This window comes from Blastococcus sp. SYSU D00813 (assembly GCF_054050735.1).
The window spans coordinates 72466-87317 of sequence record NZ_JBJGZX010000017.1 but is presented as its reverse complement, the minus strand read 5'-3'; the positions used below and the strand labels follow the sequence as shown (position 1 = coordinate 87317).

The 14852-nt window shown below is 75.8% G+C and carries 16 protein-coding genes; 15 read left to right on the top strand and 1 reads right to left on the bottom strand.

Translation table 11 applies throughout. The annotated features are described in order from the left end of the window. Positions 1 to 596 precede the first annotated feature (596 nt). The 12 genes from sucC (at position 597) to ACI8AX_RS13660 (ending at position 11747) form a co-directional block, all read left to right on the top strand. On the top strand, positions 597 to 1760 hold the full coding sequence (gene sucC / locus ACI8AX_RS13715; RefSeq protein WP_456550381.1) for an ADP-forming succinate--CoA ligase subunit beta: 1164 nt from the start codon (positions 597 to 599) through the stop codon (positions 1758 to 1760). A gap of 93 nt (positions 1761 to 1853) precedes the next feature. After that, positions 1854 to 2732 (top strand): succinate--CoA ligase subunit alpha, encoded by an 879-nt coding sequence (gene sucD / locus ACI8AX_RS13710; protein ID WP_456550380.1) that lies wholly within the window; start codon positions 1854 to 1856, stop codon positions 2730 to 2732. Between the two features lie 176 nt (positions 2733 to 2908). Next, entirely contained in the window at positions 2909 to 3502 is a 594-nt protein-coding gene (locus ACI8AX_RS13705) for a hypothetical protein (protein ID WP_456550379.1), read from the top strand. Next, positions 3499 to 4131, top strand: coding sequence for a hypothetical protein (locus tag ACI8AX_RS13700; RefSeq protein WP_456550378.1), 633 nt, complete (start codon positions 3499 to 3501; stop codon positions 4129 to 4131). The genes ACI8AX_RS13705 and ACI8AX_RS13700 overlap by 4 nt, the downstream gene beginning before the upstream one ends. Beyond that, positions 4128 to 5150: a hypothetical protein gene (locus tag ACI8AX_RS13695; protein WP_456550377.1), complete on the top strand. Its 1023-nt coding sequence runs from the start codon at positions 4128 to 4130 to the stop codon at positions 5148 to 5150. Before ACI8AX_RS13700 ends, ACI8AX_RS13695 begins: the two co-directional genes overlap by 4 nt. Before the next feature lie 143 nt (positions 5151 to 5293). Beyond that, positions 5294 to 6121, top strand: a complete 828-nt coding sequence (locus tag ACI8AX_RS13690) for a hypothetical protein (protein ID WP_456550376.1) — start codon at positions 5294 to 5296, stop codon at positions 6119 to 6121. Positions 6122 to 6191: 70 nt separating this feature from the next. After that, complete coding sequence (locus ACI8AX_RS13685; RefSeq protein ID WP_456550375.1) at positions 6192 to 7169, top strand: hypothetical protein; 978 nt, start codon at positions 6192 to 6194, stop codon at positions 7167 to 7169. Positions 7170 to 7303: 134 nt separating this feature from the next. Then, entirely contained in the window at positions 7304 to 8479 is a 1176-nt protein-coding gene (locus tag ACI8AX_RS13680; RefSeq protein ID WP_456550374.1) for a cell division protein PerM, read from the top strand. Positions 8480 to 8541: 62 nt separating this feature from the next. Continuing rightward, on the top strand, positions 8542 to 9150 hold the full coding sequence (gene purN, locus ACI8AX_RS13675; RefSeq protein WP_456550373.1) for a phosphoribosylglycinamide formyltransferase: 609 nt from the start codon (positions 8542 to 8544) through the stop codon (positions 9148 to 9150). After that, positions 9147 to 10700 (top strand): bifunctional phosphoribosylaminoimidazolecarboxamide formyltransferase/IMP cyclohydrolase, encoded by a 1554-nt coding sequence (gene purH / locus ACI8AX_RS13670; RefSeq protein ID WP_456550372.1) that lies wholly within the window; start codon positions 9147 to 9149, stop codon positions 10698 to 10700. The genes purN and purH overlap by 4 nt, the downstream gene beginning before the upstream one ends. Positions 10701 to 10768: 68 nt before the next feature. Continuing rightward, on the top strand, positions 10769 to 11380 hold the full coding sequence (locus ACI8AX_RS13665) for a pentapeptide repeat-containing protein (protein ID WP_456550371.1): 612 nt from the start codon (positions 10769 to 10771) through the stop codon (positions 11378 to 11380). 64 nt (positions 11381 to 11444) lie between these two features. Then, positions 11445 to 11747, top strand: coding sequence for a hypothetical protein (locus tag ACI8AX_RS13660; RefSeq protein WP_456550370.1), 303 nt, complete (start codon positions 11445 to 11447; stop codon positions 11745 to 11747). Positions 11748 to 11762: 15 nt separating this feature from the next. Here the strand turns inward: ACI8AX_RS13660 and ACI8AX_RS13655 are convergent, their stop codons facing one another. Next, positions 11763 to 12446 (bottom strand): hypothetical protein, encoded by a 684-nt coding sequence (locus tag ACI8AX_RS13655; RefSeq protein ID WP_456550369.1) that lies wholly within the window; start codon positions 12444 to 12446, stop codon positions 11763 to 11765. A 101-nt stretch (positions 12447 to 12547) separates the two neighbouring features. Between ACI8AX_RS13655 and ACI8AX_RS13650 the strand changes: the two genes are divergently transcribed. From ACI8AX_RS13650 to mdh, 3 genes are read left to right on the top strand one after another with little or no spacing between them, the layout of a single operon-like run. Then, positions 12548 to 13432, top strand: a complete 885-nt coding sequence (locus ACI8AX_RS13650; RefSeq protein WP_456550368.1) for a bifunctional methylenetetrahydrofolate dehydrogenase/methenyltetrahydrofolate cyclohydrolase — start codon at positions 12548 to 12550, stop codon at positions 13430 to 13432. Between the two features lie 34 nt (positions 13433 to 13466). Then, entirely contained in the window at positions 13467 to 13811 is a 345-nt protein-coding gene (locus tag ACI8AX_RS13645) for a DUF3017 domain-containing protein (protein WP_456550367.1), read from the top strand. Positions 13812 to 13871: 60 nt separating this feature from the next. Then, positions 13872 to 14825, top strand: a complete 954-nt coding sequence (gene mdh / locus ACI8AX_RS13640) for a malate dehydrogenase (protein ID WP_456550366.1) — start codon at positions 13872 to 13874, stop codon at positions 14823 to 14825. The last annotated feature ends 27 nt before the right edge of the window (positions 14826 to 14852 follow it).

Below are 14852 nucleotides of genomic sequence, written 5' to 3'. Positions count from 1 at the left end.
CCCCCCTATCCACCCCACCCCCCCCCCCCCCCCCCCCCCCCCCCCCCCCCCCCCCCCCCCCCCCCCCCCCCCCCCCCCCCCCCCCCCCCCCCAGGGGGCCGACGACGTCGCGGGGTTCCTGCTGGGGGCCGGGGACGACGGCGGCCTGCCCGACGGCGCCCGCGCGTTCCCGCCCGGGACGCCGCCGGACGACGTCGTCGCCTGGCTGCGCGCCGCCGGCGACCGGGACCGCGGGGAGGACCGGCTCACCCGGTGACCGGCTGCGTCAGCTGCGGCCGGCGCGGCGGGGACCGGCCGGCCGCGCGAGGCGCCGGGTGGGAGGTCGAGGTCGGCGTCGATCGAGCAGGCGCGTCCCGCGGTCCCCAGCGCCGTCACGGTGACGGTGAGGTCGCGCGGGACGACGTCCGCGGCCGGTGGGGCCACCGCGGCGGCCACCCCCGCCCCGAGCAGGGCGGTGAGCAGGACGGTCGCCGGCCGGCGCACGCGGGCGCTCCTCGTCGTGGGGGGCCTCGGGCGGGTGGCCGGCCTGTGATGCCGCCCACCCCCCAGAACGCCGGGGAGACGACGGGGTTACGGGCGGGCTACGGTGCCTGCTCGTGGATCTCTTCGAGTACCAGGCCCGTGACCTGTTGGCCTCGCACGGCGTCCCCGTGCTCCCCGGTGGTGTGGCGGAGACGCCGGAGCAGGCGGAGGCGATCGCCCGCGAGATCGGCAGCCAGGTCGTCGTCAAGGCGCAGGTGAAGACCGGTGGGCGTGGGAAGGCCGGCGGCGTCAAGCTCGCGGCCGACGCCGACGAGGCCCGGGCCCGCGCGCAGGACATCCTCGGCCTGGACATCAAGGGCCACATCACCCACCGCGTGATGGTCGCCCAGGCGTCCGACATCGCCGAGGAGTACTACTTCTCCTACCTGCTCGACCGCGCCAACCGCACCTTCCTGGCCATGGCCTCGAAGGAGGGCGGCATGGAGATCGAGCAGCTCGCCGTCGAGCGGCCCGAGGCCCTGGCCCGCATCCCCGTCGACGCGACCGTCGGCGTCGACGCGCAGAAGGCCGCCGAGATCGTCGACGCCGCGAACTTCCCGGCCGAGGTGCGCGACCAGGTCATCGCGATCGCCGTCCAGCTGTGGGAGGTCTTCCAGCAGGAGGACGCCACGCTGGTCGAGGTGAACCCGCTGGCCAAGGCGCCCGACGGCACCGTCCTCGCGCTGGACGCGAAGGTGACCCTCGACGAGAACGCCCGCTTCCGGCACGAGGCGCACGAGGCGCTGGAGGACACCGCCGCCGCGGACCCGCTCGAGGCGCGGGCCAAGGAGAAGGACCTCAACTACGTCAAGCTCGAGGGCGAGGTCGGCATCATCGGCAACGGCGCCGGCCTGGTGATGAGCACCCTGGACGTCGTCGCCTACGCCGGTGAGGAGTTCGGCGGCGTCAAGCCGGCCAACTTCCTCGACATCGGCGGTGGCGCCTCGGCCGAGGTCATGGCCAACGGCCTGGAGATCATCCTCTCCGACCCGGCCGTGAAGAGCGTCTTCGTCAACGTCTTCGGCGGGATCACCGCCTGCGACGCCGTCGCGAACGGCATCGTCAGCGCCCTGGGCATCCTGGGCGACGAGGCGACCAAGCCGCTGGTCGTCCGGCTCGACGGCAACAACGTGGAGGAGGGCCGGCGGATCCTCGCCGAGGCCGACCACCCGCTGGTGACCGTGGTGGACACGATGGACGGCGCCGCGCGCCGGGCCGCCGAGCTCGCCGCCGCCTGAGCAAGGACCCCGTCCCCCTCATCCCTCGCAGGCTCGGGACGAGCCTCTGGACGGGGCCACCGGCGCCCCACTTCCGAGACAGGATTCTGTGAAATGTCGATCTTCCTCAACGAGAACAGCAAGGTCATCGTCCAGGGCATGACCGGCTCCGAGGGGCGCAAGCACACCCAGCGGATGCTGGCCTCCGGCACCGCGATCGTCGGCGGCGTGAACCCGAAGAAGGCCGGCCAGAGCGTCGACTTCGACGGCGCCAGCGTCCCGGTCTTCGGTTCGGTCGCCGACGCCATGAAGGAGACCGGCGCCGACGTCAGCGTCATCTTCGTGCCGCCGGCCGGCGCCAAGGCCGCCACGATCGAGGCCGTCGACGCCCAGATCGGGCTCGCCGTCGTGATCACCGAGGGCATCCCGGTGCACGACTCCACCTACGTGTGGGCGCACGCCCAGGGCGGCGCGACCCGGATCATCGGCCCGAACTGCCCCGGGCTGATCAGCCCCGGACGCTCGAACGCCGGCATCATCCCGGCCAACATCACCAAGCAGGGCAAGATCGGCCTGGTCAGCAAGTCGGGCACGCTGACCTACCAGATGATGTACGAGCTCCGGGACATCGGGTTCTCGACCTGCGTCGGCATCGGCGGCGACCCGGTCATCGGCACCACCCACATCGACTGCCTGCAGGCCTTCCAGGACGACCCGGAGACCGAGGCCATCGTGATGATCGGCGAGATCGGCGGGGACGCCGAGGAGCGCGCCGCCGACTTCATCCAGGCCAACGTCACCAAGCCGGTCGTCGGCTACGTCGCCGGCTTCACCGCGCCCGAGGGCAAGACGATGGGCCACGCCGGCGCCATCGTCTCCGGCTCGGCCGGCACCGCGCAGGCGAAGAAGGAGGCCCTCGAGGCCGCCGGTGTCCGGGTCGGCAAGACCCCGTCGGAGACCGCGCGCCTCATGCGGGAGATCGTCGGCGCCTGATCCCCGGCGACCAGCCGCCCGCTGCCCCGGTCGGCCGCGGAGGACCGGGGCAGCGGCGTCTCGCGGCGAGCCACCGGCACCGGCCGGACCCGTTCCAGTAGGAAGGTCGCGGCCGTGCGCCGGACGCGGGGAGGAGGACGGGGACCGACGGTGGGCAGCGGGACGAGGGTGCGGACGTGACGGCGGACGTGACGGTGGACGCCGTGTCCGGTCCGGGGGCGGACGGCGTGGTGCGCGTCGTCCGGCCGGTGGGCGTGCGCCAGGTGTCGGCTGCGCTCGCCGTGGCCGCGGCGGTCGCCGCCCTGACCTCGGTCGGCACGAGCCTGGACCGCACCAGCTACTTCTCCGAGGGCGAGGAGTACCAGACCGTCGTCCGCCTGGGCACCGGCGACCAGCTGCGGGAGAGCTTCGAGGGCAGCCCCACCGACGCCCTGGCGTGGGCCGGTCCGGCGGTGCTGGCCGCGGTGCTGCTGACGGCGGCGGCCGTCGCCGCCCTGCTCGCGGCGCGCTCGGACCGGCCCGGCGGCTGGGGTGCCGCCGCCCAGCAGCTCGCCGCCGGGGGCGCCGGGGTGCTCGCGGCGCTGACCGCGGTGCTCGTCGTGGTCGGGGTCTCGGACGTCTCGGCCCACCGCACCGGCGAGGGGATCGTCACCCGGTGGGGACCGGCGCCGATCGTGCTGCTCGTGGCCGTCGGGCTCGCGCTGGCCGCCGCGGTCACCGCGCGGCGCGGCCGGGCCCGGGTGCTCGCCACGATCGGAGCCGGCGCGTGACCGGCCCCGTACCGGCCTGGCAGCCGCCCGGGCAGCCGGGCGCGACCGCCGTCGTCCCGTCCGTGACGTGGGACGCCGCCGCGCCCGCGCCGGCCGCTGCACGGCGGCCGGTGGACGTGGCGGGCGTGCTGCGCCTGGCGGCGGGCGGCCTGCTGGCGGTCGCCGGCGGCCTGACGGCGGTCGCGCCGTTCCTCACGCTCTACTCCCTGGCGATCGACGGCGAGGAGGCGTTCCGCACCGACGGGTGGGGGAGCGCCGACGACGGCCCGCAGACCCCGGTGCGGTGGGCGATCCCGGTCCTGCTGGCGGCGGCCGCGCTCCTCGTCGCCGGCGTCCTGCTCGTCGTCTCCCGCTGGGTCGTGCGGTTGCGGACCGCGGCCGCCGCGGTCGGCGCCGTGGCCGCCGGCGCCGCGGTCGCGGTCGGCTGGATGCTCGGCCCCTTCGTCGACAGCTTCGTGGCGTCCTGGGAGACCGGCGGGTTCGGCGACACCGACTACGACGCGAGCTCCGGCGCCGGCACCGTGCTGGTGCTCGTCGCGACGTGGCTCGGGCTGGCCGCGGTGGTGCCGCTGGTCCTCGCGCCGGTGGTCGACGCCGTCCGCGCCCGTACCGCCGGAGGTGCGCGATGAGCTCCCCGTCCGACCGCGACGGATCCCAGGCCTGGACCACGTCGGTGGGGGAGCAGCCGGTCTGGGAGCCCTACCCCGCCCCGTACGCGCCGGCTCCCGGCCGGCCCGAGCAGCCGGCCCCGTGGCAGGCGCAGCCCGCTCCGGTCGCGCAGCCGTCGGCGGCCGGCTGGCCGCCCACCGGCGACGCCGGCCGGCCGGCCGCTCCGCTGCCGGTCCCGCCCCCCTCGGTCGTCGTCGCCGCCGTCCTCGGCCTGCTCGCCGTCGTCGGCGTCCTGGTCGCGGTGGCGGTCGGGGGGGCCGGGGACGCGCTGGTCGAGGCCGGCTGGCTGGCGACGGACGTGGACGCCGTCACGGCCATGCTGGCGGTGCCGCTGGTCGCCGCGCTGGTCGGCGGGTCGGCCGCCGCCCTGCTCGGCCGCGGCGGCGTCCTGCTGTGCGCCGCGGGCGCGGCGCTGGCGGTCGCCGCCGCCGCCGTCCTCGTCGGCGGCGTGCTGGCCGACGAGGTGCAGGGCCTGCGCATCGGGCTGGCCGCCGGTCTCGCCGCGGTGGGCGCAGGCGTCGCGGGTCTCGCGGTCGTGGGACCGTCCCGGCGCTGGTACCAGGCGGGGGAGCGGCGGGTCGCCGAGCTCGCCGTCGGGCGGGTGCTGGCCCAGCCGCGGCCGGGCCGGCCGGAGGTCCCCGGCCGGGGCCCGGGATGGGCGGTCGCCGGCGCGGTCGTCGCGGTGGCCACGGTCGGTGCGGCGGGACTGGTGCTGTCGGGCCTGGTCGACACGGGGGAGGACGGCGGCGTCTTCCGGTCCGGCTCGGGCGCCGGTCCCGTCCCGGTCGACGAGTCCGACCTCGACTACGACCCGTACCTGGACGGCCTCGCGCGCGACTGCGCGGACGGCGACCTGGAGCAGTGCGACCAGCTGTACTTCGAGAGCCCGATCGGCGGCGACTACGAGGACTACGGCAGCAGCTGCGGCGCGCGGACCGACGAGGGGTTCTACGGCTCCTGCGCGGAGGACTTCGACTGACCGCGGGGGACCGGGCCGTGTTGCGGCCGGGTCACGAAACCGACCCTCGCGGGGGAGCACTAGGCGTGGCGAGGTTGCGTGCGTCAACATCGACGGGCCAGCATCCCTGCGACCAGGGCGCTATCACAGAGAAGAGTTGACCGATGACAGGCAGTCAGCCGCCTCAGCAGCCGGGTGGCTACGGGCAGCCCGCTCCCGGCCAGCAGCCCGGGTACGGCCAGCCGGCCGGCTCTCCCCAGTACGGCCAGCCGCAGCCCGGCTACGGGCAGCAGCCGCCGCAGCAGCCCTACGGCCAGCCGCAGCCGGGGCACGGGCAGAACCCGTACGCCCAGCCGGCCGGCACCGGCGGTCAGCTGACCTTCGACGTCAAGCGGCTCAAGCTGGCGGACTACGTGGTCGCCGGCGGCGCGTTGCTGTACCTCGTCTTCGCGATCATCCCGTGGTACTCGGAGGACTTCGGGTTCGGCGCGAGTGTCTCCGTCAACGGATTCGACCTCGGCACGATCACGACCGCCTTCATCCTGTTCCTCCTGGCGGGCGTCTGGGCCCTGGTCCCGGCCGTGACGGACCTGAAGCTGCCGTTCCCGCGCAGCTTCGTCACGGTGGGACTCGCCGCGCTCGGGCTGCTGCTGACCCTCATCGGCTGGATCGACTCGTTCGACCTGCCCGACTTCAGCTTCTTCGCGCTGCTGACCTTCCTGACCGCCCTCGCCATCACCGCTTTCGCGGTCCTCGGCCTGCTCCCGGAGCTCAAGAACCGCCCGGGTCTCCCCGGTGGGCTCGCCAACGCGGCGCAGTGGGCGAACCAGCAGGCGCCCGCCTTCGGCACCCAGCCGCAGGCCCCCCAGCAGCAGTACGGCCAGCCGCAGGCCCCCCAGCAGCAGTACGGGCAGCCGCAGCAGCCGTACTCGCCCCCGCCGGGCCAGCCCGGCCAGGGCCCCACCCCCGGTCAGCCGACCGGCGGGATCTGACCGCCCGACCCGCGCGGTCCGCACCACCGGCGGCACCGTCCGCCACCGTCACAACAGAGGAGTCGACGCAATGACCAGCAGTCAGCCGCCCCAGCAGCCCGGAGGGTTCGGGCAACCGTCCCCGGGTCAGCAGCCGGGGTACGGCCAGCAGCCGGCCGGCTCCTCGCCGTACGGGCAGCCGCAGCAGCAGCCGCAGCAGCCGGCCTACGGGCAGCAGCCGCCGGCCGCCCCGCAGTACGGGCAGCCGCAGCAGCCGGCCTACGGCCAGCAGCCCACCTTCGCCGGCCAGGGCGGCGGCTCCGGCTCGCTGGACCTGTCGAAGGTGAAGCTGTTCGACTGGCTCATCGGCGGCCTCTGGGTCCTGCTGACCCTCTTCATGATCCTGCCGTGGTTCACCTTCGAGTCCCCGTTCGGGGACGAGTCGGAGTCGGTCAACGGCTTCAGCGACAGCATCGAGGGCTTCAGCGTCGGCTACACCTCCGGCCTGATGGTCTTCGCGTGGATCCTCTTCCTGCTCGCCGCGGTGTGGGCCATCGGCTCGGCCATCGCCAAGATCCGCCTGCCCTTCCCGCGCAGCTTCGTCACCGCGGGGCTCGCCGGGCTGGGCCTGCTGTTCACGCTGATCACGTGGATCTCGGCGCTGAGCCTCGACGACCAGGTCGAGGAGGTCTTCGACGTCGGCTTCAGCATCATCGCCTTCCTGACGCTGCTCACCGCGATCGCCATCACGGCGCTCGCCGTGCTCGAGCTGCTGCCCGAGCTGAAGCAGTTCCAGGCCGCCCGCAAGTCCGGGGCCCACAGCGGCCCGGGCGCCGGCGGCGGCTTCGGCGGCGGCCAGCAGTACGGCCAGCCGCAGGCCCCCCAGGCCCCGCAGCAGTACGGCCAGCCGCAGGCCCCCCAGGCCCCGCAGGCCCCGCAGCAGTTCGGCCAGCCGCAGGCCCCGCAGCAGCAGTACGGGCAGCCCCAGCAGCCCTACTCGCCGCCGCCCCCGCCGCCGGCCCAGCCCGGCCAGGGCCCGACCCCGGGTCACCCCACCGGCGGCTTCTGACCGCCCGCGTCCCCTCCCGGGGACGCACCGCACCGGCACGCACGAGGGCCGGCGACGTCCGCGTCGCCGGCCCTCGTCGCGTTCCCCGGCGCGTGCCGCGCCCGCCGGGCCCCCGGGCTCGGGATAGTGGGGGTGTGGTCCCGCTGCTGTCGCGTCTGACGTCCTCCGGGCGGCGGGTCCCCGGGCACCCCGTGTGGCTGGCCGCCGCGGCGGTCGCCGCCCTGTCGGTCTTCGGCCTCGTCGCCCTCGGTCTCGCCCTGGTGGTGGTGCAGACCCTCGACCCCACCGGCGGGCTGTCGGTCGGGGGCTGCGCCGCGCTCGCCGGCCGGCTGTGGGTCCTCGCCCACGGCGGCCGCCTCCAGCTCGACTCCGGCCCGCTGGCGGTGGCGCCCCTCCTGCTGACGGTGGCGGTGGCCTGGGGGCTGAGCCGGGTCGGCCGCGGGGTGGTGGACGCCGGGGACCTCACCGGCGCCCGCGCCGCCGCGGAGGTCGCGGGTGTCGCGGTCGCCGTGCACGCGCTGGTCACCCTGCTGGTCGCCGTCGCCGTCGGGGTGCCCGGACGCGGCCTCCTCCAGGCGGTGGGGGGCGCGGCCCTCCTCGCCGTCCTCGCCGTCGGCTGGGGGGTGGCCCGGCAGAGCGGCGTCCTCGACGACCTCCTGGACCGCCTCCCCGGTCCTGTCCGGCCCGTCCTGCGCGGCGCCGCGGCCGGGCTGCTGACCGCCGTGGCGCTGTGCACCGCGATCGTGGCGATCGCCGTGGCCGCCGACGCTGCCGGCTACGCCCGGCTGTCGGCCGACCTCGGGGGCTCGGGCGCCGGCGCAGTCGGCCTGCTGGGGCTCGCGCTGCTGCTCCTGCCCAACGCCACGGCCGCCGTCCTCGGGATGGCCGCGGGCCCCGGCTTCTCCGTCGGCGCGGCCACCCTCGTCTCCGCCGACACCGTGACGCTGGGCCCGTTGCCGGCCCTGCCCCTGCTCGCCGCCCTGCCCGACACCCAGGCGGTGCCGCTGGTCGCCCTGGTCTCCCTCGCCGTCCCGGCGCTGGCCGGGCTCGTGGCGGGGGCGGTCGTCGGCCGTCGCCTCGCCGACGACGACGGCGGCCCGGTCGCCGCCGGGCTGTGGGCCGTGGCGGCCGGGCTGCTCATGGGCGCCGGCGCGGCGGCCCTCGCGTGGGCCGGCGGGGGCGTGCTGGGGGACGGCGGGCTGGCGGAGGTCGGCGCCCCGCCGCTGGCCACCGGGCTGGCCGTCGCCGCCCAGGCCGGCATCGCCGCCGCCCTCGCCGCGGCGGTCACCCGCTGGCGCGCCCGGGGCTGACCGGGGCCCCCGGTGCGGCACCGGGGCCGGGAGGGGCACGGCGGTCCTCCTAGGATCACCGCGTGCCGTCCGCCGAACCGTCCGGGCGCGCCCGCGTGGTCGTCCTGGTCTCCGGCACCGGGTCGCTGTGCGCCGCGCTCCTCGACGCCGCCGACGAGCCGACCTACCCGGCAACCGTGGTCGCCGTCGGTTCCGACCGCGAGGCACCCGGCCTCGAGCACGCCCGCCGCCGCGACGTCCCCACCTTCGTCTGCCGGCTCGGTGACCACCCCGACCGTGCCGCGTGGGACCGGGCGCTGGCCGACGCGATCGCCGCGCACCGGCCCGACCTCGTGGTCTCGGCCGGGTTCATGAAGATCGTCGGCCCGGCGGTGCTCGAGGCCTTCGGTGGCCGGCTGCTGAACACCCACCCGGCGCTGCTGCCGGCCTTCCCGGGGGCGCACGCCGTCCGCGACGCGCTGGCCGCGGGGGCCGAGGTCACCGGCAGCACGGTGCACTGGGTCGACGCCGGCGTCGACACCGGCCCGGTGATCGCCCAGCGCGAGGTGCCGGTCCTGCCCGGCGACGACGAGGACCGGCTGCACGAACGGATCAAGGCCGTGGAGCGGACGCTCCTGGTGGACACGGTGGCGCACCTCGCCGCCGAGAGGACGAGGGAGAGCCCCCGATGAGCGACCGCACCCCCATCCGCCGCGCGCTGCTGGGCGTGTACGACAAGAGCGGCGTCGAGGAGCTGGCCCGCGGGCTCGCCGAGGCCGGCGTCGAGTTGGTCAGCACCGGCGCGACGGCCCGCCGGATCGCCGAGGCCGGGGTCCCGGTGACCCCGGTGGAGGAGGTCACCGGCTTCCCCGAGTGCCTCGACGGCCGGGTGAAGACGCTGCACCCCGCCGTGCACGCCGGGATCCTGGCCGACCGGCGCAAGCCCGAGCACGTCGCCCAGCTCGAGGAGCTGGACATCCGGGCCTTCGACCTCGTCGTGGTGAACCTGTACCCGTTCAGCGAGACCGTGGCCTCGGGCGCCACCCCCGACGAGTGCGTCGAGCAGATCGACATCGGCGGGCCGGCCATGGTGCGCGCCGCGGCCAAGAACCACCCCTCGGTCGCGGTCGTCGTCGACCCCGCCCGGTACGACGACGTCCTCGCCGCCGTGCGGGCCGGGGGCTTCACCCTGGCCGAGCGGCAGCGGCTGGCCGTCGCCGCGTTCCGGCACACGGCCACCTACGACATCGCGGTGGCCTCCTGGATGGGCAGCGTGCTCGCGCCCGAGGAGGACGGCACGGTCTTCCCGGCGTGGGTGGCGGCGAGCTGGGAGCGCGCCGACGTCCTCCGCTACGGCGAGAACCCCCACCAGGGCGCGGCGCTGTACCGCGGCGGGCAGCCCGGCCTCGCGCACGCCGAGCAGCTGCACGGCAAGCAGATGTCCTACAACAACTACCTCGACACCGACGCCGCCTGGCGGGCCGCGCACGACCACCGCGACCCCTGCGTGGCGATCATCAAGCACGCCAACCCCTGCGGGATCGCCGTCGGCCCCGACATCGCCTCGGCCCACCGCAAGGCCCACGCCTGCGACCCGGTCTCGGCGTTCGGCGGCGTGATCGCCGCCAACCGCGAGGTCGACCTGGCCATGGCCGAGCAGGTCGCCGACGTCTTCACCGAGGTCGTCGTGGCGCCGTCGTTCACCGAGGACGCCGTCCAGGTACTCACGGCGAAGAAGAACATCCGCCTCCTCCGGCTGCCCACCGGCCCCCGCGGCGCCACGGAGCTGCGGCCGGTCAGCGGCGGCCTGCTGCTCCAGGCGGCCGACCGGGTGGACGCCCCCGGCGACGACCCGACCAGCTGGACGCTGGCCACGGGCGAGCCGCTGGACGCCGCCGAGCTGGACAACCTCGTCTTCGCCTGGCGGAGCGTGCGGGCGGTCAAGAGCAACGCGATCCTGCTCGCCCACGACAAGGCGACCGTGGGTGTCGGCATGGGGCAGGTCAACCGCGTCGACTCCGCCCGCCTGGCCGTCGCGCGGGCGGGGGAGCGGGCCGCCGGCTCGGTCGCCGCCTCCGACGCGTTCTTCCCCTTCGCCGACGGGCTGCAGGTCCTCGTGGACGCCGGCGTGCGCGCCGTCGTCCAGCCGGGCGGCTCCGTCCGCGACGAGGAGGTCATCGCCGCCGCGGCCGCCGCCGGGGTCGCGATGTACCTCACCGGGACCCGCCACTTCGCCCACTGAGGAAGGACCCCGTGCCCCCCAACCCTCGCAAGCTCGGGTCGGGCCCCTACACGGGGCCCAGACCCCACGTGCGCCCACCCGAGGCGGGGGAGGTGCTCGTCGAGGCCGACCTCGCGCGGGTCGACTGGTGGGGCGCCGAGCTGTCCGAGGTCACCTTCACCCGGTGCCGCTTCGACGACGCCGACCTCACCGAGCTGGTGACCCGGCGCTGCGTCTTCGAGGAGTGCGTCCTCACCGGCGCCCGGATGGCCGGCTCACGGCACAGCGGGACGGCGTTCCTCTCCTGCCGCTTCGACCGGGCCCGGCTGTTCGACGCGGTCTGGGAGGGCTGCAAGCTCACCGGCTCGCACTTCCCCGGGGCGACGCTGCGGCCGCTCACCACGACCGACACCGACTGGAGCTGGACCTCGCTGCGCGGGGTCGACCTCTCCGGCTCGGACCTGTCCGGCCAGCGGTTCACCGAGGCGGACCTGACGGACGCCGACCTGCGCGAGTGCGACCTCACCGGCGCGCACCTCGGGCACGCGCGGCTGCAGGGGGTGAAGCTGCGCGGCACGGACCTGCGCGGCGCCGTCACCGAGGCTGTGAACTGGCTCACGTTCGAGCTCACCGGCGCCCGGCTCGACCTGGTGCAGTCCGTGCAGGTCGCGCGGGCACACGGGGCGCTGGTGGCCGACTGAGTCGGCTGTGACGGCTGTGACCAGGACCCTTCCGTCACGGGTTTGGAATGCCGATGATGTGGGCATGCTCGCTGCTTTGGTCCTCTTCCTGCTGATCGCCTGCACCCTCGCGGTCTGGAAGGACGTCGTCCACCAGCGCAGCGACGGCTCGGTCGGCGGGGCCGAGTACGCGCGGGAGGCCACGGCCGCCACCCGGCGGACGCTGCGCTCGTTCCTCCCGCGGTCCCGCAAGCCGCTGCTGCCGGCCGAGGACCGGGCGCCGCTGCCGGGCCGGATCACCTGCTCGGACATCTCCGACTACGTCGCGCACGGCTACGAGGGGATCGTCGTCCACCTCATGCAGGCCGACCGCCGCCGCCGGGCCTGACCCCGCCCGTCCCCGCTAGCGCACCTTCGGGCCGGTCAGCATCGCCTTGAGCGAGCCGAGCAGCCCGAGCACCGGGACGGCGGCCGCGAACCAGAAGCCGATCTCGAAGACGTCCCACGCGAAGCGGGAGCGGTTCAGGACCACCAGCACGCCACCGGCGGCGGCCAGGGTCACCAGCAGCGCGAGGACGCCGAGCGTCTTGTGGCTGCGCGCGGGCAGCAGGCTCAGCAGGCCCAGCACCAGCAGCGCGCCGCCGGCGAGGACGACCACCGGCGGCTGCCACCGGTCGGGGTCGAAGTCCGCGAAGCCGTCGGAGACCAGGTCCCAGCCGGTGGAGCCGTCGGCCCAGTCCAGCGCCAGCGAGACCGCGGCGGCGACACCGGCCAGCACCAGCAGCAGCGCCGCCAGCGCGTCCGGGCGGCGGACGGTCACCGGCGCGGTCGAGTACTGCGGGGTCGTGTAGTAGTTCTCGCTCTGCTCGGCGTACCCGTGGGCGCCGGTGCCCGACCGCCCGTCGCCGGACGGACCGCCCGCGCCGCCGGACCCGCTCCCGGCCGCGACCGCGCTGGCGCCGGCGCCCGAGTACGGCGTCCCGCCGGCCGGCTGCAGACCCGGCGTGGTGCTCTCGCGCCAGTCGACCGGTGGCTGCGCCGGGGCCTCGTGCCGGGGGGCGGCGGGGGACTGGTCGCGCTCGCTCATGGGCTCTCCTCGCGGGTCGCGCGGGCGGGGGAGGCGCCCACGGGCACGCCAGCCTAGGGCCGCGACGCCTGCGCCGGACGCCTGTCGGGCACACTGTCGGCGTGCCCGCCACGACCCTCGACGGCAAGGCGACCGCCGCCGCGATCCGGACCGAACTCACCGAGCGCGTGGCCGCGCTGACCGCCGCCGGCCACCGCCCGGGCCTGGGCACCCTGCTGGTGGGCGACGACCCCGGCAGCCGCTGGTACGTCAACGCCAAGCACTCCGACTGCGCCCAGGTCGGCATCGCCAGCATCCAGCGCGAGCTGCCGGCCACCGCCTCGCTCGCCGACGTGCTCGCCGTCGTCGAGGAGCTCAACGCCGACCCGGCGTGCACCGGCTACATCGTCCAGCTGCCGCTGCCCGAGCAGGTCGACGAGTACGCCGTCCTCGAGGCGATGGACCCGGCCAAGGACGCCGACGGCCTCCACCCGACGAACCTCGGGCGGCTGGTCCTGGGGGTCGAGGGGCCGCTGCCGTGCACCCCGGTCGGGATCGTCGAGCTGCTGCGCCGCCACGGCGTGCCGATCGCGGGCGCGGAGGTCGTCGTCGTGGGCCGCGGCATCACCGTCGGCCGCCCGCTCGGGCTGCTGCTCACCCGGCGCAGCGAGAACGCGACCGTGACCCTGTGCCACACGGGCACCCGCGACCTGGCCGCCCACCTGCGGTCGGCCGACGTGGTCGTGGCCGCCGCCGGCGTCCCCGGGCTCGTGACGAAGGACCTGGTCAAGCCCGGCGCCGCGGTGCTCGACGTCGGCGTGAGCCGGGTCGACGGCAAGATCGCCGGGGACGTCGCCAAGGACGTCGTCGAGGTCGCCGGCCACGTCGCCCCCAACCCCGGCGGCGTGGGCCCCATGACCCGGGCGATGCTGCTGCAGAACGTCGTCCTGGCCGCCGAGCGGGCCGCCGGCGTCCCCGCCGCGGCCGGGTCGGCGCTCCACGCCTGACGGCGGACGACCACTCCCCGATGACGACCGACCGATGACGACGATGACGCGCCCGCCGCTCTACCGCCGTCGCCCCTTCCTGGCCGGACTGCTGCGCCAGCTGCCGCTGCTCGCGGTGATCCTCGCGGTGGGCGTCGGGCTGGCCATGGTGGCGTTCGAGCACTGGCGCCGCGGGCTGGTCGTCATCGGCGTCTCGCTCGTGGCCGCGGCGGTGCTGCGGCTGCTCCTGCCGGTGCGCCGGGTGGGCTTCCTCGCCGTCCGGAGCCGGCCGGTCGACGTCGTCCTCCTGGCCGTCGTCGGGGTGGCCGTCGTCGTGGTCGCGCTGGCCATCCCGGCCGACGCCGGGAACGTCCCGGTCCTCCCGCCGAGCACCCCCTGAGGCACCCCCTGAGGCACCCGCTGAGGCGCGCGGGTGCGTTCTGACGCTAGGTTGGCCGCCATGGCAGAGCAGCCTCGGAACGGCAAGGTCACCGTCGTCGGTGCCGGTTTCTACGGCTCGACCACCGCTCTCCGTCTGGCCGAGTACGACGTCTTCGAGACCGTCGTCCTCACGGACATCGTCGAGGGCAAGCCCGAGGGCCTGGCCCTCGACATCAACCAGTCCCGCCCGATCGAGGGCTTCGAGACCAAGGTCGTCGGGGTCGGGGGCGGTTCCTACGAGGGCACCGAGGGATCCGACGTCGTCGTGGTCACCGCCGGCCTGCCGCGCAAGCCGGGCATGAGCCGGATGGACCTGATCGAGACGAACGCGAAGATCGTCCGCCAGGTCGCCGAGAACGTCGCCCGGACGTCGCCGGACGCCGTGGTGATCGTCGTGTCCAACCCGCTCGACGAGATGACGGCGCTGGCGCAGATCGCCACCGGCTTCCCGAAGCACCGGGTCATGGGCCAGGCCGGGATGCTCGACACCGCCCGGTTCAGCCACTTCGTCGCCGAGGAGTGCGGCGTCCCCGTCGCCTCGGTGCGCACCCTGACCCTCGGGTCGCACGGCGACACGATGGTGCCGGTGCCGTCGCGCTGCACCGTCGACGGCAAGCCGCTGGCCGACGTGCTGCCCGCCGACCGGATCGAGGAGCTCGTGACCCGGACCCGCAACGGCGGGGCCGAGGTGGTCGCTCTGCTCAAGACCGGGTCGGCCTACTACGCGCCCTCGGCGGCCGCCGCCCGCATGGCCAAGGCGGTCATCGAGGACTCCGGCGCCGTCATGCCCGTGTGCGCGTGGGTCGACGGCGAGTACGACATCTCCGGCGTCTACCTCGGCGTGGAGGCCGAGATCGGACGCGAGGGAGTGCGGCGGGTCGTCCAGGGCGACCTGACCGACAGCGAGCTGGCCGGGTTGCGCGAGGCGGCCGAGGCCGTGCGCGCCAAGCAGGCCGACGTAGCCGACCTCTGACCACACCCGGTCGGAGTCGCAGAGAGG